Source organism: Stenotrophomonas sp. G4, assembly GCF_003428825.1.
Taxonomy (GTDB): Bacteria; Pseudomonadota; Gammaproteobacteria; order Xanthomonadales; family Xanthomonadaceae; genus Stenotrophomonas; species Stenotrophomonas indicatrix.
Window position 1 is genome coordinate 1,767,279 of sequence record NZ_CP031741.1, and the last position, 25,860, is coordinate 1,793,138.

Sequence of the window (25,860 nt, forward strand, 5' to 3'; positions counted from 1 at the left end):
GGAAGCATCTGCTTCCGTCCCTTTTTTCATCATGGCCAGTGGTTGGCCGGAGCATCGTGATCACGCATGCGCACGATGCAGAATCGATGGCCGGTGGGCGCTTCCATCACCCACCAGCGTTTGACGAAACCGACCCGGCGCGCACCGAGTTTTTCCAGCCTTTCGGCTTCGGCATCGATGTCGTCGCTTTCGATATCCAGATGCACCCGCGACGGGTGATCGACCCGCTGCACCTCCACGTTCAATCCCGCCGGCGCGCCTGTCAGATCGGCATACTCTGCGTCGCCTTCGGCATAGGCGGGCTCGGCCTGCAGGCCCAGCGCTGCGGACCAGAAGCGCGCGCTGTCTGCGGCGGGCGTGTCCTGGCAATCGATGATGAACCCGGCCAGTCGGCTGCGATGGGTCATGCGTTGTCTCCGCTCAACGAGGATGCTGGCAGGGTAGCGCGTGGGCCGCCGTGGACGTTCTCGCCGCTGTGACGTTTCTGACTCTGCCGGAAGTGCCGCCCGCCGTGTAACTAGTGGGAAAACCACTGGAGGACAGGACATGAGCGAACAGAAGCCATCGGCGCAACGGGCGCTGCTCGGTGATCCCGGCCTGCCGGGGGCCGGGCTGTCGGTCGGGGTGGTGGTGTTGCTGGTACTGGCCGCGATGGCCGCGGTGATCGGCTTCGTGCGCCTGCCCGATTCAATGCTGGGTGCTGGCCTTGTCGGCATTGCGGTGTTCCTTGCCGTAGGCGCACGCATCTGCCAGGCGCGCGACCAGCACCAGGCGCTGTACCGCCTGCTGGGCAAGCGACCGTCGCCGTAGCGAGGGTCGCTGCATTGTTCAGTGCTTCGGCCAGTCCAGCTCAACCACCAGCGGGAAGTGGTCGGAGGGCAGTACGCCGTCGATGCGGCGGTCATCGGTCAGGAAGCTGCGCGCGTGGAAGCCACGTACCAGCACCCAGTCCAGCTCGGCGGTCGCCGTTCCTGTGAAGTTGTGGAAAGTCAGGCGCGGACCCTGCGGCGACTTGACCTGGCGACGGGTGTCCTGAAGCACCCGGGTGAAGGCCTGATAGGTGCCGCCGCCGGGCTCGCTGTTGAAATCACCGGTCAGTACCACCGGCAGGTCGGAAGGCAGCGCGGCCACGCGCGTGGCAATCAGTTCGGCTCCCTTGATCCGGCGCGGCTCGTCCTCGTCGCGGTAGGGCAGGTGGGTGTTCATGAAGTAGAAGCGACGGCCATCATCCAGGCGGCGGAACACGGCCCAGGTGACCATGCGCGGGAACAGGTTGCCCCAGCTGATGCTGCCTGCGACCTCGGGCGTATCGGACAGCCAGAAATTGCCTGACTCTTCCACCGCCAGCACCTTGCTGTCGTAGAACACGCCCATGTGTTCGTCGCCACTGCCACCGCGGCGGCCTTCGCCGAACCAGCGATAGTCGGGCAGGTGCTCGGCCAGGTAATCGGCCTGCTCCAGCACCAGCTCCTGGGTGCCGATCACGGCTGGGTGTGCCTGCTGGATCACCTTGACCATGGCATCACGGCGGTCTTCCCAGCGCTTGCCAGGGTCGGTGTCGGCAGGGGTGCGTACGTTGAAGGACATCACCTTCAACGGCGCGGGCGAGGCTGCCCAGGTGACGGCGGGCAGTGCAAAAGCCAGGAGTGCGCAGAGCGCGGTCGTGCGGAAGCGAGACAACATCGTGGAATCCCTCCATTCCATGAAAGCGGTTTCATGGAGGATGCCATGGAAGGCGAGGGCAGCGGTATGCCGGGATGGGCGGCTGCAAGGGCCGGGCGGGCGGCGTGCGACCGCCCGGCTGATACCGCTGGGCGATCAGGGGTCGTACATCATCCCGTTCCCGTCGCGGTTGTAGTGGTCGCTGGCCACGCGGGTGCCGTCGTCATGGACCACGTACGACGTGCAACGCTGGTGGACGCCGAAGCCGGCCCGGAAGGGCACGCACGCTTCCTGCAGGCCGACCTCTTCGGCGGCATCTGCCGGTGCCGAAGGCGCCGCACCTGCAGCAGAACACAGGCGCGGTCCTGTGCAGCACGCAGCCTGCGCCGGCAGGAAGTGCCTGTCCTCTCAGCGACCGGCCAACGCATCCAGCAGCGCGCGCGCAGCCAGCTTGCCCAGCGCATTGCCCGCCAGCGGGCTGTCGCCGGTCAACAGCAGGCGGTCCTGCATCACGCTGCCATCGATGCCCTCGTTGACGATCTGCACACCCTGCTGGGCCAGGCGCTCACCGAAGAACCACGGCAGTTGACCAGGCATGTAGCCGATATCCGGGGTCTGCCGGTCCATCGCATCGGGGAAGGCGCAGATCCGATGGCCGCGGAACAATGAACCGCCACCGGCTTCATCCACGCCGGCCGCCAGCAGCGCGGCAGGGCCGTGACAGAGGGTGATGATGTGACGTTGATTGTCCACCGCCCACTGCAGGGTGGCCTTCACCGCGCGGCTTTCCGGCAGGCCGATCAACGCACCGTGACCGCCGGGAATGAACACCGCGGCATAGTCCGAACCGGCATCGAGGGCGGCCGCCACGTCGTCCAGGTGCAGAGGCTGGCGGAAGCGGGGTTCGTAGTGCTCGTACAGGCCGCCGATCTCGCGGTCTTCGCGTGGGAACGCCCACCATTCAAACTTCACCGGGTTGCCCGACAGCGTCGCCACGTCGATCCCGAAACCGGCCCTGTGCAGGTGATACATCGGCAGCAGCGTCTCCACCGGATGGTTGCCGGTCGAGAACAGGTGGCCGTTGGCGGTCGGCAGATAACGTTCGTCGGCGGCGATCATCAGCACTTTCCAGCGTCCGTCACAACGGGCATCGGGATAGTCCGCGCCGGACAGATCGGTGGTTGCCGAAGTGAACTGGGACAGCGAGTACGGCGACGGGAAAAACGCATCCCGCTCGGCCGGATCGGGGCTGGGCTGACGGCTGGGTTCTGACGTGTTCATGCGGACCTCCTGCGGAAGAGAGTGGTCACCTTAGCCAGAGCGATGCGTACGCACGATGAGGGATTTCCCCCCAATGGGATCAGGCAGGGTGTGCTTGCTGGACCCGCTGGTAGGCGTCGTCCAGCATTGCCAGGAAAGCCTGTCGCTGCGCGGCATCAAGCACCACCGCGCGCTCGAACGCATCCACGCTCGCACTCCAGTCGGCCAGTGTGTCGTCGTTGTAGAGGGCCTGATGCCGTTCCCATGCTCCGCCTGCCTTCAGGTACAGCCACTTGTCGAACAGGTGCAGCGGGCTGCCGTTGTCCAGTTGCAGGGGGCGGGTGGTCCTGGTGTGGGCCAGCACGCTGCGCAGCGCAGGTGAATCGTGAAGCTGGCCTGCCCAGACGTGGTTGCCAAGATGTTGCTCGGCAAAGTGCAGGATCGCTTGGTGATCATCCTCCAACCCGGCCTCGTAGAGTGCCTGCGGCACCCGCAGGTGCCGGCGATCGAACAGCCACTTCAGTACCAGGGTTGCCGCCTGCGGGGTGGTGTTGTGTTCATTGCCAGGATCGAAATCATGATGGCCGATGAACTCGCGGTCCTCATGCAGATTGAGCTGGATGGTGTCCACGCGCTGCCTGCGCTTGCAGAACCAGAGCTTGATGTCGACCTCCCCGGTAAGCGGCTTTTCAAAGTAGGCGGTGTCGCCGAATTCTCCCAACCGGCCGTTGAAGTACGCCAGGCAGTCCTGGAGTGTGGCTGATGGCTGCACGTATCCGTCCCAGAAGCCTTCGGGCTTTGGCGGATTGCCCTTGGGCCGGCGACTGAACAGGGTGGCGGACTTGAAGTGGCTCAGCAGGCTGCCACGCGCTCCGACGGTGGGCGGATAGAAGCGATCGTTGATGATGTCGAAGGCAAAGTAGAACTCCATGTCGTGGAGCTTGTCCTTGACCGACTTCTGCCCTTGGTTCGCGCTGATCGTGGTCGGGGGCTTGCCGATGCCGTGCTGTGCGAACCATGCCTGCAGATGAGCATCCGAGCCCTTGCTTCCGAGCAGCTCGACCAGTGTTGAGATATGCATTCCATTGCCTCGTTGTCGGTGGCCCGGTCTGGAAAGCGCGGGCCATGGTTGCTGTAAGTCGTGCGCTACTTCGCCGGCAGAGGATGAGCCTCCATGTCCTCATGCAGGATGCGGCGAAGTTCAACGATGGCCGGGGTGGCTTCCTGCACGCTGTGCCCGGACACGATCACCTTTTCTGAAACGGCTTTCGGCAGGTGCGAGCTCCAGTAGGGGACCAGTCCGTCATCGGTCTTTTCCAGCGGACCCTCCGCCTTGGCCCGCGCGATGATCGAGTGGTAACGCACCTTCGGCGATATCGGCAGATCGGCCACGGCCTTGACGAAGGCGTCGTCCTTGTCCAGGTTCTGGATGCTGTTCATCTGGTAGCCGTGCTTGTCATCGTTGCGCTCGACCTTGCCGTCGTTTGCCAGCGTTGCAACGTCTTCCAGCACGGTCAGCGGCAGGCGCACGAAGCGGCCGAGCCAGCGCCCCAGGCGCGTGCCGGCAACATCGGTGCCGCGATGTGGGGTGGCGATGAACACCACCCGTGAGATTTCCGGTTCCGGCTGGAATGTCAGCACCGGCGCGCCCTTCGTACGCAGCAGTTCGCGCTGCGCCGGGGTCATCTGCGCAGTCGCCAGCAGGGTGTCGACCAGATGATCGCCGGAGGAGGACACCATCAGCCGCGAAATCACCCCGCCCATGCTGTGCGCGACCACCACCATGTCTCGCGATGCCAGCGCCTTGCCGGTTGGGTCGAAGTGCTGCAGTGCCTCGTGCAGGATCCGCCGGATCTCATCGTGGCTGAGGGCGATCGGCATGTTGGTCGGGTAGTAGAACTGCCAGATCTGGAAGTCGCTGCGGATCTCATCGTCACGCATCAGCTCGTTGGCCACGTTGACCCACGCCTCCGGGCTGCTGGCCAGGCCATGGATCATCAGCAGCACACGGCGGTCCGGATCGTACGGCTGCATCATGAACAGATGCGGCTTGTCGATGCCGCCCTTGCCGCCGAACAGTGTACGCAGCGATTGCCGGCTGAAGTTGGAGCGGGCCAGCCACAGCGCGTAACCGGCGGTGAAGTTCGCCGCCAGTGGCACCTGCTCGCCGTGCAGTTCCACCACCGCCACCTGGTAGGGGTCGTGGATCTCCAGTTCCGGCTCGTCGTCGTGCAGAACTTCCCACAGGTTGTTGCCGGAAAAACGCAACAGCACGGTCATCGACGGCGACGGCATCTCGCTCCAGTCGCGCTCGGCCGTCGTTACGGTACCCGCGGCGGCGGCCGCCAGGCCGGTGCTGGCCGGGTCTGCCATCACCGCCACCAGTTCGGCGCCGAAGCCATCGCGGCGATGCACGCTGCGCAGGGTACCGGTGAAGGACAGCGATGCGGCCGGTACCAGTTCCAGCGGCTCGCGCGTGTCCGCTGCCGGGCCATCGTCGGCAGGCGCCAGTACAAAGGTCCAGCGTCCCAGCTGGAACCGGCCGTTGTCGTTGCGCACCTGCTTGCTCGAATAGGCTTCGAACAGCAGCACGGCTGATTCCTGCACGGCCAGGTTGTAGTAGTCGCGCACCTGGGTCTGGCGGTCTTCGAAGCCACGCTGGTTGGCGGTGCGTTCGGTGAAGAACAGATATGCGTAGGATTGCCGCGCGATCTGCATCCACGCATCCAGGCGCGGCTGGAAGGTCGGGTCAGGCGGGGCGGTCGCGGCCTTGCTGCGGGCCACCGACGCCGACTCGCGCTTCGGCGCCGGCATCGCCATCGCATGCTGCACCCACAGTTCGGCCAGCGCCGAGCGCTTGTCTTCCTCGCGGACGACGATGCTGCCCTCCATCGCCTCGATGCAGGGCAGGCCGGGCTTGGCACAGGCGCCCTCGTCCAGGCCGGCCACGCGCAGGGTCTCCATGGTGGCCGCGCTGAGCTTGCCGCTGGTGAGAATGTCACCGCGCTTGAGCGCGATGTACTGTCCTGGCGTGACCGTGCCCACCTGCACCGATGGGCCGAACTGGCGCAGTGTCGCGCAGCCGCCCAGGGCGAGCAGGGCAATGAGGACGAAGGTGGAGCGGATGACGCCGATGCCTGTTCTTTCCATGTGGACTCCCTGCGCTGGCGCCACTCTAGCGGCAGGCGTGTCAACGCGGAAGCAGGCCTGCGGTGGCTCCATGCCGGCCGATGTGCGGACCCGGCATCGGCATGTGACACTGGCTCGGAGATCCGATGCCGGGACGGCCGATGCGATTGCTGGAAACCCGTGTTCCCCCACCTCTTGTAATGCTGCTGTGCGGTCTGCTCGGTCTCGGCCTCAGCCGCTGGCTGCCCGCAGCGGAATTGCCCACGCCATGGTGGGCTGCGGTGGCGGTGATGGCCGCGGGGCTGATAATGAACCTATTGCCCAAGTTGGCATTCCAGCGTGCGGGTACCACGGTCAATCCGATGCGGCCGGCATCATCCACGGCGCTGATCACCAGAGGGGTCTACCGCTATACGCGAAACCCCATGTATCTGGGGCAAGCGGCGTTCCTGCTGGGAGGCATGCTGTATCTGCAGAACCTCCTGGCACTCGCAGTGGTGCCGATGTTTGTCCTGTACATCACGCGCTTTCAGATCCATCCGGAAGAGCGCGTTCTTGGCGAGCGTTTCGGCGCCCAGTACAAAGCGTTCCGGCAGCAGGTCCGGCGCTGGCTGTAGTGCCTGCGCCGGCTCTTCCGTCGATCATTGGCCCGGTCACGGATGGACCTGGCCAATAGCCTGATGTAGACCAGTCCCGGCCGTTGTGCGCAAAAACGGCCAACAAAAAAGCCAGACCCCAATCGACGGGAGATCTGGCTTTTCGTGCCCCGAAGGGCGGTACAAATGGTGGAGGTGGGCGGAATTGAACCGCCGTCCGAAGGCACTCCATCCCCAGCACTACATGCTTAGCTCACCGTTGAATCTCATCCCCGAGCAGCACGGTGTGCAAAGCGCACCCGGGAACCAGCCTGTTGTGTTCTAGTGCCGGACTGACAGGCAGCCGCCCAGCGCGATTCCATGATAATGACTCTACGCTGCGAGCATGGACACAAGCAGTTTCGAGGCTCCGCCTAAGTCGGCAGAAGGTCACACACCGCAGTTTTTAGGCTGCGAGAGCGACCGGAGCGTAGTTGTCGTCGTTGGCAACTAGAGTTTTGCAGCTGGATTTACGAGGAAAGCTACCCCCTCGGCATGCGCCAGGCGACTTCACAACCCCCGTCGAAACCAATGCACCCCCGGTTTCTTCAAGTTCTGCAAGGTACGAGGCCTGTTCCGTGTCGCCACGGTCAGTACCTGCCCAACGCTGCGCATGCTACGCCAAAAAACCTGAACAGTCACCCGCTTCCGCAGGTCGCCTGCTAGCATCGGCGGTTCCGATAGTCGCCCAGGGAATGGACCGCATGCAGCTCGAAATCGCCGTGACCGACGCCCCCAGCCCGCAAGCACTGGAGCTGATTGCCGATGGCCTGGATCAGTTCAATCTGCAGGCGGCCGGCCATGCCGATCGACGCACCCTAGCGGTGCTGGCCACCGATCCGGCCAGCGGCGAAGTGGTGGGTGGCCTGAGCGGGCGCACCTCGCTGGGCCTGTTGTTCATCGACCTGTTCTACCTGCCGCCCGCACAGCGCGGCAATGGCCTGGGGTCGCAGATGCTTGCCGCTGCCGAAGAGGAAGCGCGCCGGCGCGGCTGCCGTTCCGCCGTGCTCTACACCATCAGCTTCCAGGCGCCGGACTTCTATGTGAAGCATGGCTGGACCGTATTCGGCCAGGTCCCCTGCGATCCGCCGGGGACCAGCCGCGTGTTCCTCAGCAAGGATCTCGGCGCGGCCTGAATGGCAGGCGTCGGCCGGTCGCCACGTCAATCCGCAACATGTTGTAGAGCTTCCGTCATAGCGGATTGCTAACGTCGTGGGCACGAATTTGCGACACACTGGCTACGACCATTCCAGCCAGCATAGATACGGAGACGGCCGGTGACCGAAGCAATGCAACAACGCAGCCTGCGTCAGCTGGTTGGCCCGGTAGGGGCCGATTACCAGCGGCGGGCACTGCCGCCCGGCTGGGTCTGGGCGGTGCTGGCGGTGTTGTTGGCTGCAACCTGGGCAACCGAGTTGCCGGCCACGGCTGCAGCCGCGCTGATCGCCAGTGCGGTGGTGGTGCATTGGCCTCGGCGTGGCCGCTTCCATTGGCTGGGCTGGCGGCTGCCGGCCCTGGCGGTACTGGCCGCACTCCTGTGGGGCCCGGATGTGCTGTCACAGTGGTTCGAACATGGCCTGGCCCTGACCCTGATGTCGCTGGCCAGCCTCAGCATTGGCGTGCACGTGTGGCAGTCGCGGCAACTGGCGCGGCAGCTGCAGGCCTCCGCCGATGCGCTGGACGACGCCCAGTTGCTGGCCCTGCTGCCCGTCGACGCCGCGCGGCTGGCGCAGCAGTGGCGTGCCGGTGATGATCGCCATGCCCCGGAGCTGTCGGTGGTGATGCACTTGGCGGTGATGCACGCGGCGCTGTCACCGCGTCTGCGCGGGCAGGGCCTGCTGGCGGGTTGAGTCGTTGCCCGTAACGGTGGGCGATGCCCCGTGCTGGGGCAGACTGGCGCAGTCCTTCGAAAGCCGACGGAAGTGCCGTGGGCTAAAGGCCTGGCAGCAGCTTGCGCAGATAGATCCGCTCGTGGCCCGGCGGGCAGTCGGGGAGCCGCCCGAACACTTCGTAGCCCTGTCGCAGGTAGAAGTGTTCGGCCTGCCAGTCGAAGGTGTCGAGCATCACTCCGCACGCGCCAAGGTCACGGGCCCGGGTCTCGGCATCCGCCAACAGGCGCTGGCCGATGCCACGACCACGAAGTTCCGGGTCGACCCACAGGACATGCACCTGCAGCCAACCTGCGCAGACATCGGCAAGCAGTCCGCCGCGCAGTTCACCTTGTTCATCGCGCCAGGCCAGCCGGACCGGTACGTCTTCGAAGTTGAAACCGCTGCTGGCGCGGTTGAACGCAGACAACCGCGCGCACAGCTCGCGCGCGTCTTCAGCATTGGCCGCCGCAGGAGCGTCGGCGCGCTCCATCAGGCGTCGCGGTTGCCGCGACGCATTACCCGCTGCTTCTCGATCGCCCAGTCACGATCCTTGGCGGCATCGCGCTTGTCGTGGGTCTGCTTGCCCTTGGCCAGCGCCACTTCCAGCTTGATCTTGTTCTTGCTCCAGTACATGGCGGTGGGCACGATCGTGTAGCCATCACGCTCGACCTTGCCAACCAGCTTGTCGATCTCGCTCCGGTGCAGCAGCAGCTTGCGCTCGCGCCGGTCGTTGGCCACCACGTGGGTGGAGGCCTGGATCAGCGGGGTGATCTGCGCGCCGATCAGGAAGATCTCGCCGTCCTTCACATAGGCGTAGGCGTCGACGATGTTGCCGCGGCCAGCGCGGATCGACTTCACTTCCCAGCCCTGCAGGGCCAGGCCGGCTTCGAAGCGGTCTTCGATGTGGTACTCGTGACGGGCACGCTTGTTCAACGCGATGGTCTTGTTGGCCGTCGCGCTCTTTGCTTTATCCTTGCCGGTGTTCTTGCTCATTTCCGTATTGTCTCCGATTCGGGCCCGCCCGGTCGATTGCCGAAGCGTCCTGTATTCATGCCTACTATCCGCCGCAGTGCCCTGGTCGAACATTCGGCCGCGCGCATGTTCGATCTGGTCAACGATGTCCAGGCCTATCCGCGCCGCTTCCGCTGGTGCTCCGATGCCCGCATCGTCGAGCAGGGCGAAGACCGGCTGGTCGCTCGCCTGGACCTGGGCCTGGGTTCATTCAGTACCTGGTTCCAGACCGAAAACACCCTGCACCGCCCGCACAGCATCGACATGCAGCTGCGCGAGGGGCCGTTCAAGCAACTGCATGGCCGCTGGGAATTCCATGCCCTGGCCGAAGATGCCTGCAAGGTCACCCTCACCTTGGACTTCGAGCCGAGTTCACGCCTGCTGGGTCCGGCGCTGGCCATCGGCTTCCAGGGATTGGCCGATCGCATGGTCAACGATTTCGTCCGCGTTGCCGACGAGGACTGAACGATGATCGAGGTCGAGGTCGTGCTGGCCTGGCCACCACGGGTGTTGTCGCGCCGGTTGCAGCTGGACGAAGGGGCGACCGTGGCTGATGCGATAGCAACGGCCGGGCTCGAAGGCAGTGCCGACTGTCCGGCCGCCGCCGTGCATGGCGTACTGGCGCGGCCGCAGCAGGTGCTGCTGGATGGCGATCGTGTCGAGCTGCTGCGCGTGCTGCAGGCCGACCCCAAGGACAACCGCCGGCGTCGCGCGCGCGGCGGATGATCCCCAGGCCCGTCCCGGAGGACGGGCAGGGTGGCTCAGCGGCCGCCCTTCTTCTTCTTGTCCTTCGGCAGATTGCGGCCGAACTGGCGCACGGTCTGCTGGGCAAGGGCCTTGTCGTTGGCCGGGAAGTAATCGCCTTCCCAACGGGTGACCACATCATTTTCGAAGTACACGACAAAATTCTTCACGTCGGTACGGCCCAGGCGGTTCACGCGCTCGGTCGAGGTGTAGTCCCAGCGCTGGGCGTGGAACGGGTCCGGCACCGATGGGGTGCCCAGCAGGGCGTTGACCTGCTGCTTGCTCTGCCCGACCTGCAGCTTGGCCACGGCATCTTCCCGGATCAGGTTGCCCTGGTAGATGGGTTGCTTGTAGATGATGCCGCACCCGGTGGTGGACAAGGCGACGGCGGCGACCAACAGGAGATTGCGCATCGGGACTGGCGGTTGGGGAAATCAATCCGATGATACACTCCCGGCGTGCCACCGCGACCCAATCCGAGGCAGCTGGCGCTAAATCGCCAATGAACGGAGACCTATGGAAACCCACGACCTGCGTAAAGTCGGCCTGAAGGTGACCCATCCGCGGATGCGGATCCTGGCGCTGCTCGAGCAGCGCAGTGCCCAGCACCACATGACCGCCGAAGACATCTACCGCCAGCTGCTGGAGCATGGCGACGAGATCGGCCTGGCCACGGTGTACCGGGTGCTGACCCAGTTCGAGGCCGCCGGCCTCGTGCTCAAGCACAATTTCGAAGGCGGCCAGGCCGTCTACGAACTCGACCGCGGCGGCCACCATGACCACATGGTCGATGTGGACAGCGGCAAGATCATCGAGTTCGAAAGCACTGAGATCGAAGACCTGCAGCGCAAGATCGCTGCCGATCACGGCTACGAGCTGGAAGAACACTCGCTGGTGCTGTACGTGCGCAAGAAGCGCAAGTAAGCCCCGCAGCCAGCTGATTGCGACGAAACCCCGGGCATGCCCGGGGTTTTTGTTTGTCTGGCCTCAGCGTCGCGGTAGATCCACGCGATGCGTGGATGGCCCCATCAGGACGTCCAGATCCACCGCCTCGGCCATCGCCCGGTTCCCCGCATCGCCCGGGTGCAGGTGGTCGCCGGAGTCGTAGGCAGCCGCCATCCGTGAGGGATCGGCCGGATCGCGCAGGGCCGCGTCGAGGTCGATCACCGCGTCGAACGGGCTGTCCGTGCGCAGCCAGGCGTTGAGCTGCTGGCGCAGGGCGTCCTTGTCCGCGGCGTAGTAGTCGTCCAGCGAGGTGCCGGGCAGGGCGCCGGCAAACGGCGTCAGGGTCGCGCCGAGGATGCGCAGGCCGCGCGCATGGGCGCGCTGGGCCAGATCGCGGTAGCCGGCCTGCAGTTCGGCCAGGCTGGGCCTGGCTTGCGTGCGGGCAAAGGCCGTGCCCGGCCAGCTGATGTCGTTGATGCCGATCAGCACGATCACACTGGCGACGCCTGGCTGGTCGAGCACGTCACGCTGGAAACGCCTGCGGGCCGATTCGCCCATGCCATCGCGCAGCAGGCGACCGCCGGATATGCCGGCATTGACCACCGCTACACCTTCAGGTGCCAGCCGCGCGGCGAGGTGATCGGTCCAGCGCTGGTCCTGGTCGAGGCTGGCGGTGGCGCCATCGGTGATTGAATCGCCGATCACCACCACGCTGCGCGCGATGGCCGGGACCTCGACGTCGATAGCCGACAGGAGCAGGCGGGCCGTGGTGCTGCTGGCGTCGTGCAGCGCCGGCCGTTGATGCTGGTCGCCTGGCGCAATCCAACTGGTCTGCCGCCCTTCCCAATGGAAGGTCTGCAGCGGCGTGCGGTCGGGCAGGTAAACGCTGACCTGCACCGCCTGCCGATCAGCGGTGGGAAGGGGGAGCGGATCGCTCAGGCGGTCCTGCCCGGGCGCAATCACGACTCCGGGCTGGCCGTCGAAGCGCAGCGGTTGCGGCGTGCCGCCCGCATGCGCGGCCACGCTGGCAGCGCCGATGCGCAACGGCTGGGTACCATAGGCATTGCTCAACCGGACCCGCAGGCGCGACCCGCCCAGGCTGATGCGAGCGCTCTGGCGGAAGGTCTGGTCCTGCAGTTGGCCGGGAATGAGGGTAGGAAACAGGAAATCGCTGCCCCACACCGGCTGCGGGCTGGCCTGCCAGCTGGCGACCCAGTGCGGGGCGGGTGACGCAGTGGCGGCGCCGGACAGGACAAGCAGGGCGGTGGCGGTCAGTTGGCTCAGGCGATTCATCGGGATGACCTGGTGGGAGGGACGGTCATGGTGCGTCCAGGGTTATCTGTGAACTAGACTGCGCATGGACAATCATCTGTGAATCGAATTCATTGGCATGGCACGCACCGACATCAACCGATCCGGCGAACTGGAAGTGTTCGTACGGGTGATCGAAACCGGCGGCTTTTCCGCCGCCGCCCGCAGCCTGGAGATGACGCCGTCGGCGGTCAGCAAGCTGGTTGCGCGGCTGGAGCAGCGGCTGGGTACGCGCCTGCTGCAGCGCTCCACCCGCCAGTTGCAGCTGACCCCGGAGGGCTGCGCGTTCTATGAGCGCGGCCTGCGGGTGCTGGCCGATCTGGAAGAGGCCGAACGCTGTGCCAGCGCCCACGCCGAGCCGCGCGGGCGGCTGCGGGTCAATGCCAACGTGCCGTTCGGCCAGCACTTCCTGCTGCCACTGCTGCCAGACTTCCTGCAGCGTCATCCGCAGGTCGGTGTGGACCTGACGCTGACCGACGAGGTGATCGATCTGCTGGAGCAGCGCACGGACGTGGCGGTGCGGGCCGGTCCGTTGAAGAGTTCCAGCCTGGTCGCGCGCCGGCTGGGTGCAACGCGGATGATGATCGTGGCGGCACCGGCCTATGCGGCACGACACGGACTGCCGGCCAATGCCGATGCGCTGCTGGCGCACAACCGGTTGGATATCGGCCATGCACGGTCGGTGCAGGGCTGGCCGCTGCTGCAGGATGGCCAGCAGCAGCGGGTACTGCCGAGCGGGAATGCGCGCGCCAGCAATGGCGACGCGCTGCGTCAGCTGGTGCTGGGTGGGCTGGGCCTGGCCCGGCTGGCGGCGTTCCAGGTGCAGGCCGACATCGCGGCAGGCCGGTTGCTGCCGGTGCTGGAGGACGCCAACCCGGGCGACCTGGAAGAGGTGCACGCGGTGTTCCTGGGGCAGGGGGGCTACCTGCCGCTGCGGGTGCGCGCGTTCCTTGATTTCCTGGTGGAGAACGTCGACCTGACGCAGCCGCGGGGTAGTGCCGGCCGCTGGCCGGCAGCGTCATGATCTTCGTCCACGTGCGTCGGGTTGCCGGCCAGCGGCCGGCACTACCAGGTCTTCGTCCGCGTGCGTCGTGTTGCCGGCCAGCGGCCGGCACTACCAGGTCCTCGTCCACGTGCGTTGGGTTGCCGGCCAGCGGCCGGCACTACCAGGTGTCAGGCCTGCAGTAGATCCACGCCATGCGTGGATGAATGGCCGCGATTCACGCGCGCCAACAGGCGTGCAGGGGCCTATACCTGCAGCAGCTTGCGCGCGGCGGCGCGGGCTTCCTTGCTCACTTCCACGCCACCCAGCATGCGCGCCAGCTCTTCCTCGCGGGCCTTTGCGTCGAGCTTCTCCACTGCGCTCTGGGTCATGCCTTCCACCGGTGCCTTGCTGACCCGGTAATGGGCGTGGCCCTTGGAGGCAACCTGCGGCAGATGGGTCACGCACAGCACCTGGCGCTTTTCGCCGAGGGCACGCAGCTTCTGGCCGACGATATCGGCCACCGCGCCACCGATGCCGGAGTCGACTTCGTCGAACACCATGGTCGGCACTGCATCCAGGTCGAGCGCGGCCACTTCGATGGCCAGTGAAATACGTGACAGCTCGCCACCGGAAGCGACCTTGCGCAGCGCACGCGGTGGCTGGCCGGCATTGGCTGCTACCAGGAACTCGACGCGCTCGGCGCCCTGCGGGTCCGGCTTGCCGTTGTCCTGCGGCTCCAGCTCGATCAGGAACTGGCCGCCGCCCATGCCCAGCTCGGCAATGATGCCGGTGGTGGTGGCCGACAGCTCGGCAGCAGCGGTGCGGCGGCTGGTGGTCAGTGCTGCAGCCTCGACACGCCAGGCCGCTGCGGCCTTTTCAATTTCGCCGGCCAGACGCTGCAGGCGCTCGTCGGCGCCGCGCAGCTGTTCCACTTCGGCGTGCATGCGCTCACGCTGCGCACCCAGCTCATCCATCGGCACGCGGTGCTTGCGGGCCAGGTCGTGCAGGCGGCCGAGGCGGCGCTCGTTTTCCTCGAACTGGTCCGGATCGGCGTCCAGGTCGTCATGCACCCGGTCGAGCAGGGCCAAAGCCTCGTGCAGCTGGATGGAGGCGCTGTCGATCAATGCATCGACATCGCCCAGCCGCGGGTCATGTTCGGCCACCCTGGCCAGTTCATGCCGCACCTGCTGCAGCAGGTCCAGCGCCGAGTGGCCTTCGTCGCCGTTGAGCTGGTCCGAAGCTGCCTGGCAGGCGGCCAACAGGGCGCTGGCATGCGCCTGACGGCGATGGCTGGCGCCGAGCGCGGTGATCGACTCCGGCTCCAGATCCTCGCGGTCCAGTTCGCGCAGCTGATGTTCGAGGAAGCCGATGCGGTCACTCACGTCGCCCTGTTGCGAAAGTGCCAGGGATTCATCGACCAGCGCCTGCCAGGTGGCGGCAGCGCGGCGCACCTGGCGGCGTTCGCTTTCGTTGCGGGCATAGGCGTCCAGCAGGGCCAGCTGCGACGGACGCGTCAGCAGGGCCTGCTGCTCATGCTGGCCATGGATCTCCACCAGCAGGCCGGCGAGGTCGGCCAGCTGCGCCAGGGTGACCGGGCGGCCGTTGATCCACGAGCGCGAGCCGCCGTCGGCGCGGATCACGCGGCGCAGCTGGCATTGGTCTTCATCGTCCAGCTCATTGCTGGCCAGCCACTGGCGGGCGGCCTGCAGCTGGTCCAGCGCGAATTCGGCCGACAGTTCGGCCCGGGCCGCGCCATGGCGGACCACGCCGCTGTCGGCGCGCAGGCCGGACAGGAAGCCCAGGGCGTCGACCATCAGCGATTTGCCCGCGCCGGTCTCGCCTGAAACCACGGTCATGCCCGGCCCGAACTCCAGTTCGGTGGCGCGGACGACGGCGAAATCCTTGATTGAAAGATGTCTGAGCATGGGTAAGGGGGTGTCTGCAGCCGCGCAACGCTAGCACGCGCGGCGGGGTCGTCCAATGACTTGCCAAGGGGATGCGCCGCCATTATCTAATGTCCCTGTCTCACAGGTTGATTCCATGCACGGTTCTCCCGACCAACTTGCCCCGCGCGCGCGGCACCTGCTGCGCACGCTGATCGCGCGCTACATCCAGGATGGCGAGCCCGTGGGTTCGCAGACGCTGGCGCGCGTGGCCGGCCTGGAGGTCAGTCCGGCCACCATCCGCAACATCCTCGGTGACCTGGAAGACCTGGGCCTGCTGGCCTCGCCGCATACGTCGGCGGGCCGGATTCCAACCGCGCATGGCTACCGGGTGTTCGTCGACAGCCTGTTGCAGATGCAGCCACCGGGCGAAGGCGAGCTGGCCCGGCTGCGTCAGGAGCTTGCCGGGGGCGGCAGTACCCAGGCGCTGCTCGGCAGTGCGTCGGAGCTGCTGTCGGCGATGAGCCACTTCGTTGGCGTGGTCAGCGCGCCGCGCCGCGAGCAGTTCGCCTTCCGCCAGATCGACTTCGTAGCGCTGGACGGGCGCCGGGTGCTGGCGATCCTGGTGTTTGCCGACAATGAGGTGCAGAACCGGGTGATCGAGACGCGCCAGGACTTCGCACCGGGGCAGCTGGAGCAGGTGGCCAACTACCTCAATGCCCACTTTGCCGGGCTGCCCCTGGCCGAGATCCGTACCCGCCTGCTGCTGGAGCTGCGCGACGCCCGTTCCGAGCTGGAACAGGTGCTGGCGCACAGCGTCGAGCTGGCCGAGCAGGCCCTGCAGCCGCCGGCCGACGACATGCTGGTGGCTGGCCAGACGCGTCTGATGGGGGTGCAGGACCTGTCCGACCTGGAGCGCCTGCGCGAGCTGTTCGAGCTGTTTTCCAGCAAGCGCGAGATCCTGCAGCTGCTGGAGCGGACCATCCAGGCCCCCGGCGTGCGCATCTTCATCGGCGAGGAAACCGGCGTGGTACCCCTGCAGGGCGTCTCGCTGGTCACCGCGCCGTACACCGCCAACGGCCAGGTACTGGGCGTGCTGGGCGTGATCGGGCCGAAGCGGATGGCGTACGACCGCATGATTCCGTTGGTCCAGGCCACCGCCGATGTGCTCGGCGCGGCCTTTTCGCCGGGCGGGCGAACTCCGGGTGCATCGGACGCTTGAAACGCAGCATCCCGCCCACACTAGGGTGGGTGGAGGCGGAGAGTGACCGCCAGGGACCCAGACATGAATCAAGATCAGCCAGACATCGCCGCCCAGCAGGCCGCCGCCGACGCGGCTGCCGCCGAGGGCGTCAACGAACAGATCGAACAGCTCCGTGCCGAAGTGGAGCAGGTCAAGGCCGAAGCGCTGCGTGAGCGCGCCGACCTCGACAACCAGCGCAAGCGCGTGGCCCGCGACATCGAACAGGCGCGCAAGTTCGCCAACGAGAAGCTGCTGGGCGAACTGCTGCCGGTATTCGACAGCCTCGATGCCGGCCTCAAGGCCGCCGGCGACGATGCCCATCCGCTTCGCGAGGGGCTGGAGCTGACCTACAAGCAGCTGCTGAAGGTCGCTGGTGACAACGGCCTGGTGCTGCTGGACCCGACCGGGCAGCCGTTCAACCCGGAACACCACCAGGCGATCAGCCAGGTCGCTGCCCCCGGCGCCGCCCGGGCAGCGTGGTGACCGTGTTCCAGAAGGGCTACCTGCTCAACGAGCGCCTGCTGCGGCCGGCGCTGGTGGTGGTTGCCGCCGACTGACCGCGGGCGCCGGGTCTGGCCTGGCGCGGGTTTTCCCGCCGCGACCGGGGCATCGGCACGACCGACGCTGAACGTGTTGGGCGAACGGAAACACAGCGTTCGGGGGATGGCTTGAATGTTCCACGAGCCTCCCCCACATCCCATTCATCCACCGGCCGAACGGCCGGACTGACAAAAACAACATCCTTCAAGGAGTCTCCCCCATGGGCAAGATCATTGGTATCGACCTCGGCACCACCAACTCGTGCGTGGCGATCATGGACGGCGGCAAGGCCCGCGTCATCGAAAATTCGGAAGGCGATCGCACCACCCCGTCGATCGTCGCCTACACCAAGGACGGCGAAGTCCTGGTCGGTGCCTCGGCCAAGCGCCAGGCCGTGACCAACCCGAAGAACACCTTCTACGCGGTGAAGCGCCTGATCGGCCGCAAGTTCACCGACGCCGAAGTGCAGAAGGACATCGCGCACGTCCCGTACAGCATCCTGGCCCATGACAATGGCGATGCCTGGGTGGCCACCAGCGATGCCAGGAAGATGGCACCGCAGGAAATCTCGGCCAAGGTGCTGGAGAAGATGAAGAAGACCGCTGAGGACTTCCTCGGTGAGAAGGTCACCGAAGCGGTCATCACCGTGCCGGCCTACTTCAACGACAGCCAGCGCCAGGCAACCAAGGACGCTGGCCGCATCGCCGGCCTGGACGTCAAGCGCATCATCAACGAGCCGACCGCGGCCGCGCTGGCCTATGGCCTGGACAAGGGCGACAACAAGGATCGCAAGATCGTTGTCTACGACCTGGGCGGCGGCACCTTCGACGTCTCGGTGATCGAGATCGCCAATGTCGACGGCGAGAAGCAGTTCGAAGTGCTGGCCACCAACGGCGACACCTTCCTGGGTGGCGAAGACTTCGACAACCGCGTCATCGAGTACCTGGTTGAAGAGTTCAACAAGGACCAGGGCATCGACCTGCGCAAGGACCCGCTGGCCCTGCAGCGCCTGAAGGATGCTGCCGAGCGCGCCAAGATCGAACTGTCCAGCGCCCAGCAGACCGAAGTGAACCTGCCGTACGTCACCGCTGACGCGTCGGGTCCGAAGCACCTGAACATCAAGCTGACCCGCGCCAAGCTGGAATCGCTGGTGGAAGAGCTGATCAGGAAGTCGATCGAGCCGTGCCGCGTCGCACTGAACGATGCCGGCCTGCGTTCGAGCGACATCAGCGAAGTGATCCTGGTCGGTGGCCAGACCCGCATGCCGAAGGTGCAGCAGGCTGTCACCGAGTTCTTCGGCAAGGAACCGCGCAAGGACGTCAACCCGGACGAAGCCGTGGCACTGGGTGCTGCGATCCAGGGCGGCGTGCTGGGCGGCGACGTCAAGGATGTGCTGCTGCTGGACGTGACCCCGCTGTCGCTGGGCATCGAAACCATGGGCGGTGTGTTCACCAAGATCATCGAAAAGAACACCACCATCCCGACCAAGGCCTCGCAGGTGTTCTCCACCGCCGAGGACAACCAGTCGGCGGTGACCGTGCACGTGCTGCAGGGTGAGCGCGAACAGGCCCGCTTCAACAAGTCGCTGGCCAAGTTCGACCTGTCCGGCATCGAGCCGGCCCCGCGCGGCCTGCCGCAGGTGGAAGTGTCCTTCGACATCGACGCCAACGGCATCCTGCACGTGTCGGCCAAGGACAAGAAGACCAACAAGGAACAGAAGGTCGAGATCAAGGCCGGTTCGGGTCTGTCCGAGGAAGAGATCGCACGCATGGTCGCCGACGCGGAAGCCAACCGCGAAGAAGACAAGAAGTTCCAGGAGCTGGTGCAGGCCCGCAACCAGGCCGATGCCCTGATCCACGGCACCCGCAGCGCGATCACCGAGCACGGCAGCAAGGTTGGTGGCGACGTGATCGGCAAGGTGGAAGCGGCCCTGGCCGATCTGGAAACCGCGATGAAGGGTGACGACAAGGCGCAGATCGAAGCCAAGTCGAAGGTGCTGGAAGAAGCTGGCCAGTCGCTGTTCGCTGCGGCTTCGGCCGACCAGGGCGGTGCCGCCCCGGGTGCCGACGCCGGCAATGCGGGCAAGGCGCAGGATGACGTGGTGGACGCCGAGTTCACCGAAGTCAAGGACGACAAGAAGTCCTGATCCGGACCGACACGGGACGCTGGTTGCCAGCGTCCCGTCGTCGTACCAGGGTCCTGACCGCCCTCTGGCGTGTCGGGGCGCCCGACGCAAGAGCGGACCTGGTTCCGCTCTTCCGCTTTGACGAATCCCGACTTTCCGGAATGCGATCCACGATATGAGCAAGCGCGATTACTACGAAGTGCTGGGCGTTGCCCGCACCGCCACCGACGAAGAACTGAAGAAGTCCTACCGCCGTTGCGCGATGAAGTTCCACCCGGACCGCAACCCGGGTGATGCGGCGGCCGAAGCCTCCTTCAAAGAGTGCAAGGAAGCCTACGAAGTCCTGTCCGACGGCAACAAGCGCCGCATGTACGACAGCCATGGCCATGCCGCGTTCGAACACGGCATGGGCGGTGGTGGCGGTGGTCCGGGCGGCCCGGACATGAACGATATTTTCGGCGACATCTTCGGCAACATCTTTGGTGGTGCCGGCGGTGGTGGCCCGCGCCAGGCGCGTCGCGGCGCCGACATCGGTTACGTGATGGAGCTGGACCTGGAAGAAGCGGTGCGTGGCGTCGAGCGCCGCATCGAGATTCCGACCCTGGCCGAATGCGGCGACTGCGATGGCAGCGGCTCGGAAGACGGCAAGGTCGAGACCTGCAACGTCTGCCATGGTCGTGGCCAGGTGCGCATCCAGCGCGGCATCTTCGCCATGCAGCAGGCCTGCCACAACTGTGGTGGCCGTGGCCAGATCATCGCCAAGCCCTGCAAGACCTGCCACGGCAACGGCCGTGTCGAAGAAGACAAGGTGCTGTCGGTGAAGGTGCCGGCGGGCGTGGATACCGGCGACCGCATCCGCCTGGCGGGTGAGGGCGAGGCCGGCCCTGCGGGGACGCCACCGGGCGATCTGTACGTGGAAGTGCGCGTGCGCGAGCACCACATCTTCCAGCGCGACGGTGACGACCTGCACTGCGAAGTGCCGATCCGCATTTCGCAGGCCGCACTGGGCGATACCGTGCGCGTGGCCACCCTCGGTGGTGAAGCGGAAATCCGTATCCCGGCCGAGACCCAGACCGGCAAGCTGTTCCGCCTGCGCGGCAAGGGCGTGCGTTCGGTGCGCAGCCGCAGCGAGGGTGACCTGTACTGCCGCGTTGTGGTGGAGACACCGGTCAACCTCACCAGCGACCAGCGCAAACTGCTTGAGCAGTTCGAAGCCACCTTCAACGGCGAGGATGCGCGCAAGCATTCGCCGAAGTCGGCGACCTTCATCGACGGCGTCAAGGGCTTCTGGGATCGGATGACGTCCTGATCCCTTGAGGGAAATGTTGAACGACAGCGCCGGGCCATGCCCGGCGTTTTCGTTTCCGGCGCAGCAGATCCGTGCCATGCGTGGACGCAGTGCGACGGATCAACGGAAGAATGCCGCCGGCGTCTGCCCCAGCTGGCGCTTGAACATGCTGGTGAATGCACTGGGGCTGTCGTAGCCCATCGCCAGCGCAACATCGATCACCTTCTCGCCGCGGGCCAGCCGTTCCATCGCGGCCAGCAGGCGCGCCTGCTGCCGCCACTGGCCAAACGTCATGCCCAGTTCGCTGGCGAAGTGGCGCTGGATGGTTTTCACGTCGATCACCAACGCCTGCGCCCAGTCCTGCAGGGTCGCCTCGTCGCCGGGATGTTTCTGGATGTGCTGGCAGATCCTGTACAGGCGCGGGTCGACGGGCTCGGGCAGGTGCAACGGCAGTACGTCCATGCGGTGCAGTTCGTCTAGCATCAGCCGCACCACGCGGCCATCGCGGCTGTCTTCTTCATGCGGCCCGTCGATCAGGATGGCTGCCTGCAGCAGTTCGCGCAGCAGGGGGGCCACCTGCACGGCGAAGGGCTCGGCGGGCAGCTGCGGGGCGAATGAGGGTTCGATGTACAGGCTGCGCATGTGCACTTCGGCGATGCAGTCCACCGCATGCGCCATGCCCGCCGGCATCCAGATGGCGCGGGTGGAGGGCACCACCCAGCGGCCGACCTCCGAGCGCACCACCATCAGCCCGGACATGGAATAGACCAGCTGGTGCCGCCGGTGCCTGTGCGCCGCGATGTGGGTGCCGGCGCGGTAGTCGCGTGCGCGGCAGGTGACCGGGCGATGCACCGGCACCTCGTTCCACGGCGCGGTTTCGCGGATGGTGCAGGGGGTGTCCTTTTTGCGATAGGCCATGACCAGAACGCGGCAGAAGGGAGCGGATGCCCACCGTAGCATGCACGGCTCGCCCCCATCCTGACCGTGCGCAATGTCGACTCTGGCTTCTCCCGCCGTATCTGCCCGCCCCGTATCGCCCGGAGTGCTGGCGGCGATCTCCAGCTCCCACATGGTCAACGACATGATGCAGTCGCTGATCCTGGCCATCTATCCGGTGATCAAGGGTGGCTTCAATCTCAGCTTCACCCAGATCGGCCTGATCACGCTGACCTACCAGCTCACCGCCTCGATCTTCCAGCCGCTGGTCGGCCTTGCCACCGATCGCCGGCCGGCCCCGTACTCGCTACCGATCGGCATGGCCTCGACTCTGTGCGGCATGCTGCTGCTCGGCTTTGCGCCCAACTACGCGATGGTGCTGCTGGCCGCCGCGCTGGTCGGCATCGGCTCGGCCATCTTCCATCCGGAAGCCTCGCGCATCGCCCGCCTCGCCTCCGGCGGCCGTCATGGCCTGGCGCAGTCGGTATTCCAGGTGGGAGGCAACTTCGGCACGGCGCTGGGGCCGCTGATCGCCGCAGCGGTGATCGTGCCCCATGGCCAGCATGCCGCATCATGGTTTGCCGGTGCAGCGTTGATCGGCATCGCGCTGCTGACCTATGTCGGTCGCTGGTATTCGCTGCATCTGGGCGCGCCCCGGCCAGCAGCCCACGGTGCGACTGCCGCGCGCCATCCGCCGCGCACGATCGCCCGGGTGCTGGCCATCCTGCTGGTGCTGATCTTCAGCAAGTACTTCTACATGGCCAGCATCAGCAGCTACTTCACCTTCTACCTGATGCATCATTTCGGCATTCCGGTGGCGCAGGCGCAGCTGCATCTGTTCGCCTTCCTGGTGGCGTCCGCCGCGGGTGGATTCTTTGGCGGGCCGCTGGGCGATCGTATCGGTCGCAAGCCGATCATCTGGGCCTCGATCCTGGGCGTGGCACCGTTCGCGCTGATGCTGCCGCATGCCGACCTGCTGTGGACGACGGTGCTGGCGGTGCTGATCGGTTTCGTGCTGTCTTCGGCCTTCTCGGCGATCGTGGTCTATGCGCAGGAAATGATGCCGCACCGCATCGGCATGGTGTCCGGACTGTTCTTTGGCTTTGCCTTCGGCATGGGCGGCCTCGGCGCAGCAGTGCTCGGTCTGCTGGCTGACAGGACCAGCATCGAATTCGTCTACCAGCTGACCGCGTTCCTGCCGTTGCTGGGCATCGTCGCGGCCTGGCTGCCGCCGTCCAGGCCTGCTGCGCACTGAGGGGTGTTCTTCGGCAGGGCTGCGCCCTGCACCAGCAGATGCCAGAGCAACGGCAACGGCAACGGCAAAAGCGTGCATTTCGTGGGATGGCGGGGTGGGTCCGGTTGCGGGGGACGCTGCAAGTACGTCCCTGTAAGCTCGGTCGCGCCATCCATGGCGCTCACGCCCCGCAACCGGACCCACCCCGCCTTCGACAGATCTCCGCAATCTGTCGGGATGGCATGACTTGCTGTTGGTGAGTGTCGACCTTGGTCGACACGTCGTGGATGCTCTTCGATTCGAATTCGAAATATTCGATTCCGATGGAGATTCATCCACGCATGTCGTGGCTCCATCACCATCCGTCACCGGGAAACTGTCGAGGGCGGGGCGGTATGGGGCTGCAGGACCGTTGGCGCCATGGATGGCGCCATCGAGCCCCCATGGATGGGTTTACGGCGTGTCCTGCAGCCCCATGCCGCCCCGCCAAACCAGAGAAAAGCCAGAGCCGGCTGTTGCTGTTGCCTCGGCTTTGGCTGTGGCTGTTGCCTCTGCAGGTGCAGGGCGCAGCCCTGCCGAAAACCCCCTTGGGCGTAGAATGCGGGCATGAGCGAATCCCTCGACAACCACCTGGTCCACGGCCGCCGCCAGCGGCCCGACGGCCCTTCGCCGATCGATGTCATTTCGGTCCAATCACAACTGGTCTACGGCCATGCCGGCAACAGCGCCGCGCTGCCCCCGATGCGTGCGCTCGGCGTGCGCGTGGCCTCGATCCCGACCACGCTGCTGAGCAATGCACCGTTCTACGAGACCACCCGTGGCCGTGTGCTGCCCAGCGACTGGTTTGCCGATCTGCTGCTCGGCACGAATGAACGGGGTCTTCCGCAGCGGGCGAAGATGCTGGTCTCCGGCTACTTCGGCAGCGCCGCCAACGGTGCGGCCTTTGCTGATTGGCTGGACGGGATCCTGCCGGCATGCCCGCAGCTGCGCTATTGCCTGGACCCGGTGATCGGCGATACCCACACCGGTCCCTACGTGGAGCCGGGGCTGGAAGCGATCTTCGCTGAGCGCCTGCTGCCGCATGCATGGCTGGTTACCCCGAATGCCTTCGAACTCGGTCGCCTGACCGGCATGCCGGCGCTGGCCGAAGCCGATGCCATTGCTGCTTCGCGCGCGCTGCTGGCACGGGGGCCGCAGTGGGTGCTGGCACACAGCGTCGGCGGCAATCCGGGCGAACTGGTGACGCTGGCTGTGGGTCGCGAGGAAACCTGGCGCTGGACCTCGCCGCTGCTGCCGGTGGATGTGGCAGGCACCGGCGACGTGCTGATGTCGCTGATGGTGTCCTTCCTGTTGCGCGGTGAGCCGATGCAGATGGCCATCTCGCGGGCCATCGCCGGCACCCATGCGGCGCTGGAGGCGACCCTGGCCCACGGCTTCGAAGAGTTCGACGTGATCGCGGCCGCACCGGCGGCACTGGCCGATGGCATGCGCTTCCGCGCCGAACGGCTGGCATGAGCGATCTGCACGAACGCACGCCGCGCACGGTCGGCATCGTCGGCAGTGCCGGCGCCTATGGACGCTGGCTGACCCGGTTCTTCGAACAGCACATGCAGGTGCGCGTGATCGGCCACGATCCGGCCGATCCGGGTTCGCATGCGCCGGAGCAGTTGCTGGAACAGGCCGACGTGTTGGTGTTCTCCGCACCGATCCGGCACACGTCCACGTTGATCGCCGAGTACGCGCGCCTGTCGGCGGGCCGCGAGCAGGAACGCTTGTGGCTGGACGTGACCTCGGTGAAGGAAGCGCCGGTGCAGGCGATGCTGGGCTCGTGCGCCGAAGTGGTGGGCCTGCATCCGATGACGGCGCCGCCCAAGGCGCCGACCCTGAAGGGCCGGGTGATGGTGGTCTGCGAGGCCAGGCTGCAGCATTGGCGGCCGTGGGTCGACGCGTTGTGCCTGACACTGCAGGCCGAATGCGTGCGCGCCACCCCGCAGCACCATGACCAGATGATGGCGCTGGTGCAGGCGATGGTGCATGCGACCCACTTGGCCCAGGCCGGTGTGCTGCGCGAGTACCAACCGCAGCTGGGCACGCTGGCGGCGATGCTGCCGTATAGATCGGCCTCGTTCGAACTGGATACCGCGATCATCTCGCGCATCCTGTCGTTGAATCCGGCGATCTACGAAGACATCCAGTTCGGCAATCCTTATGTGGCGCCGATGCTGCAACGCCTGATCGGCCAGCTGCAGACGCTGCAGGTGCAGGTCGGGCAGGGCGACGACGCTGCGCGGGGCGCGTTCCGCGATCACCTGCTGGAGGCCAACAGGAGTGCCTTCGGCGATCAGGCGCTGGCTGCGGGCAACTACACCTTCGAGCGCGTCGGCTATCTGCTGGCCGACCTGACCGAGCGCAATGCACTGTCGGTGCATCTGCCTGAAGACCGCGCCGGTTCGTTGCGTGAGTTGCTAAACGTGTTCGAGCAGCATGGCATCAGCCTCGCCTCGATCCACTCCTCGCGCACGCCTGCTGGCGAAGTGCATTTCCGCATCGGTTTCGTGGCCGGTAGTGAGCCAGGGGCTATCGCGGCAGCCGCGGCCGAAGTGGATGCCAGCGGGATCGGCCGGGTGCTGGCGTAACGCCATTCATCCACAGGGCGTGTGGATGGCTTCTGCGCAAACATGTGGATAACCGGCGGCAGGCCTTGGCGTGCAAGGCTGTCAAGATGGTTGGTCAAAAAATGACCAACCTTTTTTCTGGCCGGAACAGCAGTAGAGCCGGGGCATGCCCGGCTCTTCGGTGGATCGCTAGATCGACAACCTGACCTCGCCGCCGCTGGTGGTGAACTCGCGGCCGTTGCGTACCAGCTGGCGCCCGTCATCAAGCTCATAACGCGGCGTCGCTTCGGAGCCATGCCCACTGCCGCTGGCCTCGGGCTTGAACTCGATGATGATGTGGCTTTCGCCATTGCTGTCGACAGCAGGGAACTGACGGAACGACATGCCTGGCCTCCTTCACTGGTTCTTAGCTACGTCGCCAGAGTGATCCGGCCGGTGTTAGC

General features: G+C 66.0%; 27 protein-coding genes, 1 other RNA gene and 1 pseudogene. 15 read left to right on the forward strand and 14 right to left on the reverse strand.

The window, feature by feature from the left end:
• Positions 1 to 29 precede the first annotated feature (29 nt).
• Positions 30 to 407: a VOC family protein gene (locus tag D0Y85_RS08375; protein ID WP_117310128.1), complete on the reverse strand. Its 378-nt coding sequence runs from the start codon at positions 405 to 407 to the stop codon at positions 30 to 32.
• A gap of 139 nt (positions 408 to 546) precedes the next feature.
• Here D0Y85_RS08375 and D0Y85_RS08380 point away from each other — a divergent pair, with 139 nt between their 5' ends.
• Positions 547 to 810, forward strand: coding sequence for a hypothetical protein (locus tag D0Y85_RS08380; RefSeq protein WP_117310129.1), 264 nt, complete (start codon positions 547 to 549; stop codon positions 808 to 810).
• 18 nt (positions 811 to 828) lie between these two features.
• On the opposite strand, the gene D0Y85_RS08385 is transcribed toward D0Y85_RS08380, so the two are convergent.
• The 5 genes from D0Y85_RS08385 to D0Y85_RS08400 all read right to left on the reverse strand — a co-directional run bounded on the left by D0Y85_RS08385 (position 829) and on the right by D0Y85_RS08400 (position 6,072).
• Positions 829 to 1,683 (reverse strand): endonuclease/exonuclease/phosphatase family protein, encoded by an 855-nt coding sequence (locus D0Y85_RS08385; protein ID WP_117310130.1) that lies wholly within the window; start codon positions 1,681 to 1,683, stop codon positions 829 to 831.
• A 135-nt stretch (positions 1,684 to 1,818) separates the two neighbouring features.
• On the reverse strand, positions 1,819 to 1,944 hold the full coding sequence (locus D0Y85_RS20970; RefSeq protein WP_275897139.1) for a hypothetical protein: 126 nt from the start codon (positions 1,942 to 1,944) through the stop codon (positions 1,819 to 1,821).
• 126 nt (positions 1,945 to 2,070) lie between these two features.
• Positions 2,071 to 2,943 (reverse strand): glyoxalase III HchA, encoded by an 873-nt coding sequence (hchA, locus tag D0Y85_RS08390; RefSeq protein WP_117310131.1) that lies wholly within the window; start codon positions 2,941 to 2,943, stop codon positions 2,071 to 2,073.
• Positions 2,944 to 3,022: 79 nt separating this feature from the next.
• Positions 3,023 to 4,003 carry a hypothetical protein gene (locus D0Y85_RS08395; RefSeq protein ID WP_117310132.1) on the reverse strand — a complete coding sequence of 327 codons (981 nt, stop codon included), beginning with the start codon at positions 4,001 to 4,003 and terminating at the stop codon, positions 3,023 to 3,025.
• A 65-nt stretch (positions 4,004 to 4,068) separates the two neighbouring features.
• Entirely contained in the window at positions 4,069 to 6,072 is a 2,004-nt protein-coding gene (locus D0Y85_RS08400; protein WP_117310133.1) for an alpha/beta hydrolase, read from the reverse strand.
• Positions 6,073 to 6,212: 140 nt separating this feature from the next.
• On the opposite strand from D0Y85_RS08400, the gene D0Y85_RS08405 reads away from it, so the two are divergent.
• Positions 6,213 to 6,668 (forward strand): isoprenylcysteine carboxylmethyltransferase family protein, encoded by a 456-nt coding sequence (locus D0Y85_RS08405; RefSeq protein WP_117310134.1) that lies wholly within the window; start codon positions 6,213 to 6,215, stop codon positions 6,666 to 6,668.
• Positions 6,669 to 6,834: 166 nt separating this feature from the next.
• Here the strand turns inward: D0Y85_RS08405 and ssrA are convergent.
• Positions 6,835 to 7,227: a transfer-messenger RNA gene (ssrA, locus tag D0Y85_RS08410) on the reverse strand.
• Between the two features lie 163 nt (positions 7,228 to 7,390).
• Between ssrA and D0Y85_RS08415 the strand changes: the two genes are divergently transcribed.
• Positions 7,391 to 7,822, forward strand: coding sequence for a GNAT family N-acetyltransferase (locus D0Y85_RS08415; protein ID WP_117310135.1), 432 nt, complete (start codon positions 7,391 to 7,393; stop codon positions 7,820 to 7,822).
• A gap of 141 nt (positions 7,823 to 7,963) precedes the next feature.
• The gene (locus D0Y85_RS08420; RefSeq protein ID WP_117310136.1) at positions 7,964 to 8,536 is read left to right on the forward strand and encodes a hypothetical protein; all 573 of its coding nucleotides are present in this window, start codon (positions 7,964 to 7,966) and stop codon (positions 8,534 to 8,536) included.
• An 82-nt stretch (positions 8,537 to 8,618) separates the two neighbouring features.
• Here D0Y85_RS08420 and D0Y85_RS08425 read toward each other — a convergent pair whose 3' ends face one another.
• Both D0Y85_RS08425 and smpB read right to left on the reverse strand, forming a co-directional pair.
• Complete coding sequence (locus D0Y85_RS08425) at positions 8,619 to 9,047, reverse strand: GNAT family N-acetyltransferase (RefSeq protein WP_117310137.1); 429 nt, start codon at positions 9,045 to 9,047, stop codon at positions 8,619 to 8,621.
• Positions 9,047 to 9,550: an SsrA-binding protein SmpB gene (gene smpB / locus D0Y85_RS08430; protein WP_025878861.1), complete on the reverse strand. Its 504-nt coding sequence runs from the start codon at positions 9,548 to 9,550 to the stop codon at positions 9,047 to 9,049. The genes D0Y85_RS08425 and smpB overlap by 1 nt, the downstream gene beginning before the upstream one ends.
• A 57-nt stretch (positions 9,551 to 9,607) precedes the next feature.
• On the opposite strand from smpB, the gene D0Y85_RS08435 reads away from it, so the two are divergent.
• Together D0Y85_RS08435 and D0Y85_RS08440 are read left to right on the forward strand one after the other, a co-directional pair.
• Positions 9,608 to 10,033, forward strand: a complete 426-nt coding sequence (locus tag D0Y85_RS08435) for a type II toxin-antitoxin system RatA family toxin (protein WP_049468448.1) — start codon at positions 9,608 to 9,610, stop codon at positions 10,031 to 10,033.
• A 3-nt stretch (positions 10,034 to 10,036) separates the two neighbouring features.
• Positions 10,037 to 10,294 (forward strand): RnfH family protein, encoded by a 258-nt coding sequence (locus D0Y85_RS08440; RefSeq protein WP_117310138.1) that lies wholly within the window; start codon positions 10,037 to 10,039, stop codon positions 10,292 to 10,294.
• 35 nt (positions 10,295 to 10,329) lie between these two features.
• On the opposite strand, the gene bamE is transcribed toward D0Y85_RS08440, so the two are convergent.
• Positions 10,330 to 10,725, reverse strand: coding sequence for an outer membrane protein assembly factor BamE (gene bamE / locus D0Y85_RS08445; protein ID WP_049468453.1), 396 nt, complete (start codon positions 10,723 to 10,725; stop codon positions 10,330 to 10,332).
• A 103-nt stretch (positions 10,726 to 10,828) separates the two neighbouring features.
• Between bamE and fur the strand changes: the two genes are divergently transcribed.
• On the forward strand, positions 10,829 to 11,236 hold the full coding sequence (gene fur, locus D0Y85_RS08450; protein WP_117310139.1) for a ferric iron uptake transcriptional regulator: 408 nt from the start codon (positions 10,829 to 10,831) through the stop codon (positions 11,234 to 11,236).
• A 63-nt stretch (positions 11,237 to 11,299) separates the two neighbouring features.
• Here the strand turns inward: fur and D0Y85_RS08455 are convergent, their stop codons facing one another.
• Positions 11,300 to 12,550, reverse strand: coding sequence for an SGNH/GDSL hydrolase family protein (locus tag D0Y85_RS08455; protein WP_117310140.1), 1,251 nt, complete (start codon positions 12,548 to 12,550; stop codon positions 11,300 to 11,302).
• Positions 12,551 to 12,647: 97 nt separating this feature from the next.
• On the opposite strand from D0Y85_RS08455, the gene D0Y85_RS08460 reads away from it, so the two are divergent.
• The gene (locus D0Y85_RS08460) at positions 12,648 to 13,592 is read left to right on the forward strand and encodes a LysR family transcriptional regulator (RefSeq protein WP_117310141.1); all 945 of its coding nucleotides are present in this window, start codon (positions 12,648 to 12,650) and stop codon (positions 13,590 to 13,592) included.
• Between the two features lie 224 nt (positions 13,593 to 13,816).
• Here the strand turns inward: D0Y85_RS08460 and recN are convergent, their stop codons facing one another.
• Positions 13,817 to 15,478: a DNA repair protein RecN gene (gene recN, locus D0Y85_RS08465; protein WP_032977644.1), complete on the reverse strand. Its 1,662-nt coding sequence runs from the start codon at positions 15,476 to 15,478 to the stop codon at positions 13,817 to 13,819.
• Positions 15,479 to 15,593: 115 nt separating this feature from the next.
• Here recN and hrcA point away from each other — a divergent pair, with 115 nt between their 5' ends.
• From hrcA to dnaJ, 4 genes and pseudogenes are all read left to right on the forward strand, one after another.
• Positions 15,594 to 16,658 (forward strand): heat-inducible transcriptional repressor HrcA, encoded by a 1,065-nt coding sequence (hrcA, locus tag D0Y85_RS08470; RefSeq protein ID WP_025878869.1) that lies wholly within the window; start codon positions 15,594 to 15,596, stop codon positions 16,656 to 16,658.
• Positions 16,659 to 16,721: 63 nt separating this feature from the next.
• Positions 16,722 to 17,236, forward strand: a pseudogene (gene grpE / locus D0Y85_RS08475) (nucleotide exchange factor GrpE).
• Positions 17,237 to 17,439: 203 nt separating this feature from the next.
• Positions 17,440 to 19,365, forward strand: coding sequence for a molecular chaperone DnaK (dnaK, locus tag D0Y85_RS08480; RefSeq protein ID WP_117310142.1), 1,926 nt, complete (start codon positions 17,440 to 17,442; stop codon positions 19,363 to 19,365).
• Positions 19,366 to 19,519: 154 nt separating this feature from the next.
• Positions 19,520 to 20,653 carry a molecular chaperone DnaJ gene (dnaJ, locus tag D0Y85_RS08485; protein WP_025878872.1) on the forward strand — a complete coding sequence of 378 codons (1,134 nt, stop codon included), beginning with the start codon at positions 19,520 to 19,522 and terminating at the stop codon, positions 20,651 to 20,653.
• A 99-nt stretch (positions 20,654 to 20,752) separates the two neighbouring features.
• On the opposite strand, the gene D0Y85_RS08490 is transcribed toward dnaJ, so the two are convergent.
• A complete protein-coding gene (locus D0Y85_RS08490) occupies positions 20,753 to 21,550 on the reverse strand; it encodes a helix-turn-helix transcriptional regulator (protein WP_117310143.1) in 798 nt (265 codons plus the stop codon).
• Positions 21,551 to 21,623: 73 nt separating this feature from the next.
• On the opposite strand from D0Y85_RS08490, the gene D0Y85_RS08495 reads away from it, so the two are divergent.
• The 3 genes from D0Y85_RS08495 to D0Y85_RS08505 all read left to right on the forward strand — a co-directional run bounded on the left by D0Y85_RS08495 (position 21,624) and on the right by D0Y85_RS08505 (position 25,438).
• A complete protein-coding gene (locus tag D0Y85_RS08495) occupies positions 21,624 to 22,823 on the forward strand; it encodes an MFS transporter (protein ID WP_117310144.1) in 1,200 nt (399 codons plus the stop codon).
• 585 nt (positions 22,824 to 23,408) lie between these two features.
• Positions 23,409 to 24,317: a pyridoxal kinase gene (gene pdxY / locus D0Y85_RS08500; RefSeq protein ID WP_117310145.1), complete on the forward strand. Its 909-nt coding sequence runs from the start codon at positions 23,409 to 23,411 to the stop codon at positions 24,315 to 24,317.
• Positions 24,314 to 25,438 carry a prephenate dehydrogenase gene (locus tag D0Y85_RS08505; protein ID WP_117310146.1) on the forward strand — a complete coding sequence of 375 codons (1,125 nt, stop codon included), beginning with the start codon at positions 24,314 to 24,316 and terminating at the stop codon, positions 25,436 to 25,438. The genes pdxY and D0Y85_RS08505 overlap by 4 nt, the downstream gene beginning before the upstream one ends.
• Positions 25,439 to 25,606: 168 nt before the next feature.
• On the opposite strand, the gene D0Y85_RS08510 is transcribed toward D0Y85_RS08505, so the two are convergent.
• Positions 25,607 to 25,801, reverse strand: coding sequence for a hypothetical protein (locus D0Y85_RS08510; RefSeq protein ID WP_025875144.1), 195 nt, complete (start codon positions 25,799 to 25,801; stop codon positions 25,607 to 25,609).
• Positions 25,802 to 25,860 lie beyond the last annotated feature (59 nt).

What these genes read in the sequence shown, in the direction of transcription:
- D0Y85_RS08375 (WP_117310128.1), bottom strand. Translation starts at nt 407, where the DNA reads ATGACCCATCGCAGCCGACTGGCCGGGTTCATCATCGATTGCCAGGAC.
- D0Y85_RS08380 (WP_117310129.1), top strand. Translation starts at nt 547, where the DNA reads ATGAGCGAACAGAAGCCATCGGCGCAACGGGCGCTGCTCGGTGATCCC.
- D0Y85_RS08385 (WP_117310130.1), bottom strand. Translation starts at nt 1,683, where the DNA reads ATGTTGTCTCGCTTCCGCACGACCGCGCTCTGCGCACTCCTGGCTTTT.
- hchA (WP_117310131.1), bottom strand. Translation starts at nt 2,943, where the DNA reads ATGAACACGTCAGAACCCAGCCGTCAGCCCAGCCCCGATCCGGCCGAG.
- D0Y85_RS08395 (WP_117310132.1), bottom strand. Translation starts at nt 4,003, where the DNA reads ATGCATATCTCAACACTGGTCGAGCTGCTCGGAAGCAAGGGCTCGGAT.
- D0Y85_RS08400 (WP_117310133.1), bottom strand. Translation starts at nt 6,072, where the DNA reads ATGGAAAGAACAGGCATCGGCGTCATCCGCTCCACCTTCGTCCTCATT.
- D0Y85_RS08405 (WP_117310134.1), top strand. Translation starts at nt 6,213, where the DNA reads ATGCGATTGCTGGAAACCCGTGTTCCCCCACCTCTTGTAATGCTGCTG.
- D0Y85_RS08415 (WP_117310135.1), top strand. Translation starts at nt 7,391, where the DNA reads ATGCAGCTCGAAATCGCCGTGACCGACGCCCCCAGCCCGCAAGCACTG.
- D0Y85_RS08425 (WP_117310137.1), bottom strand. Translation starts at nt 9,047, where the DNA reads ATGGAGCGCGCCGACGCTCCTGCGGCGGCCAATGCTGAAGACGCGCGC.
- smpB (WP_025878861.1), bottom strand. Translation starts at nt 9,550, where the DNA reads ATGAGCAAGAACACCGGCAAGGATAAAGCAAAGAGCGCGACGGCCAAC.
- D0Y85_RS08435 (WP_049468448.1), top strand. Translation starts at nt 9,608, where the DNA reads ATGCCTACTATCCGCCGCAGTGCCCTGGTCGAACATTCGGCCGCGCGC.
- D0Y85_RS08440 (WP_117310138.1), top strand. Translation starts at nt 10,037, where the DNA reads ATGATCGAGGTCGAGGTCGTGCTGGCCTGGCCACCACGGGTGTTGTCG.
- bamE (WP_049468453.1), bottom strand. Translation starts at nt 10,725, where the DNA reads ATGCGCAATCTCCTGTTGGTCGCCGCCGTCGCCTTGTCCACCACCGGG.
- fur (WP_117310139.1), top strand. Translation starts at nt 10,829, where the DNA reads ATGGAAACCCACGACCTGCGTAAAGTCGGCCTGAAGGTGACCCATCCG.
- D0Y85_RS08455 (WP_117310140.1), bottom strand. Translation starts at nt 12,550, where the DNA reads ATGAATCGCCTGAGCCAACTGACCGCCACCGCCCTGCTTGTCCTGTCC.
- D0Y85_RS08460 (WP_117310141.1), top strand. Translation starts at nt 12,648, where the DNA reads ATGGCACGCACCGACATCAACCGATCCGGCGAACTGGAAGTGTTCGTA.
- recN (WP_032977644.1), bottom strand. Translation starts at nt 15,478, where the DNA reads ATGCTCAGACATCTTTCAATCAAGGATTTCGCCGTCGTCCGCGCCACC.
- hrcA (WP_025878869.1), top strand. Translation starts at nt 15,594, where the DNA reads ATGCACGGTTCTCCCGACCAACTTGCCCCGCGCGCGCGGCACCTGCTG.
- dnaK (WP_117310142.1), top strand. Translation starts at nt 17,440, where the DNA reads ATGGGCAAGATCATTGGTATCGACCTCGGCACCACCAACTCGTGCGTG.
- dnaJ (WP_025878872.1), top strand. Translation starts at nt 19,520, where the DNA reads ATGAGCAAGCGCGATTACTACGAAGTGCTGGGCGTTGCCCGCACCGCC.
- D0Y85_RS08490 (WP_117310143.1), bottom strand. Translation starts at nt 21,550, where the DNA reads ATGGCCTATCGCAAAAAGGACACCCCCTGCACCATCCGCGAAACCGCG.
- D0Y85_RS08495 (WP_117310144.1), top strand. Translation starts at nt 21,624, where the DNA reads ATGTCGACTCTGGCTTCTCCCGCCGTATCTGCCCGCCCCGTATCGCCC.
- pdxY (WP_117310145.1), top strand. Translation starts at nt 23,409, where the DNA reads ATGAGCGAATCCCTCGACAACCACCTGGTCCACGGCCGCCGCCAGCGG.
- D0Y85_RS08505 (WP_117310146.1), top strand. Translation starts at nt 24,314, where the DNA reads ATGAGCGATCTGCACGAACGCACGCCGCGCACGGTCGGCATCGTCGGC.
- D0Y85_RS08510 (WP_025875144.1), bottom strand. Translation starts at nt 25,801, where the DNA reads ATGTCGTTCCGTCAGTTCCCTGCTGTCGACAGCAATGGCGAAAGCCAC.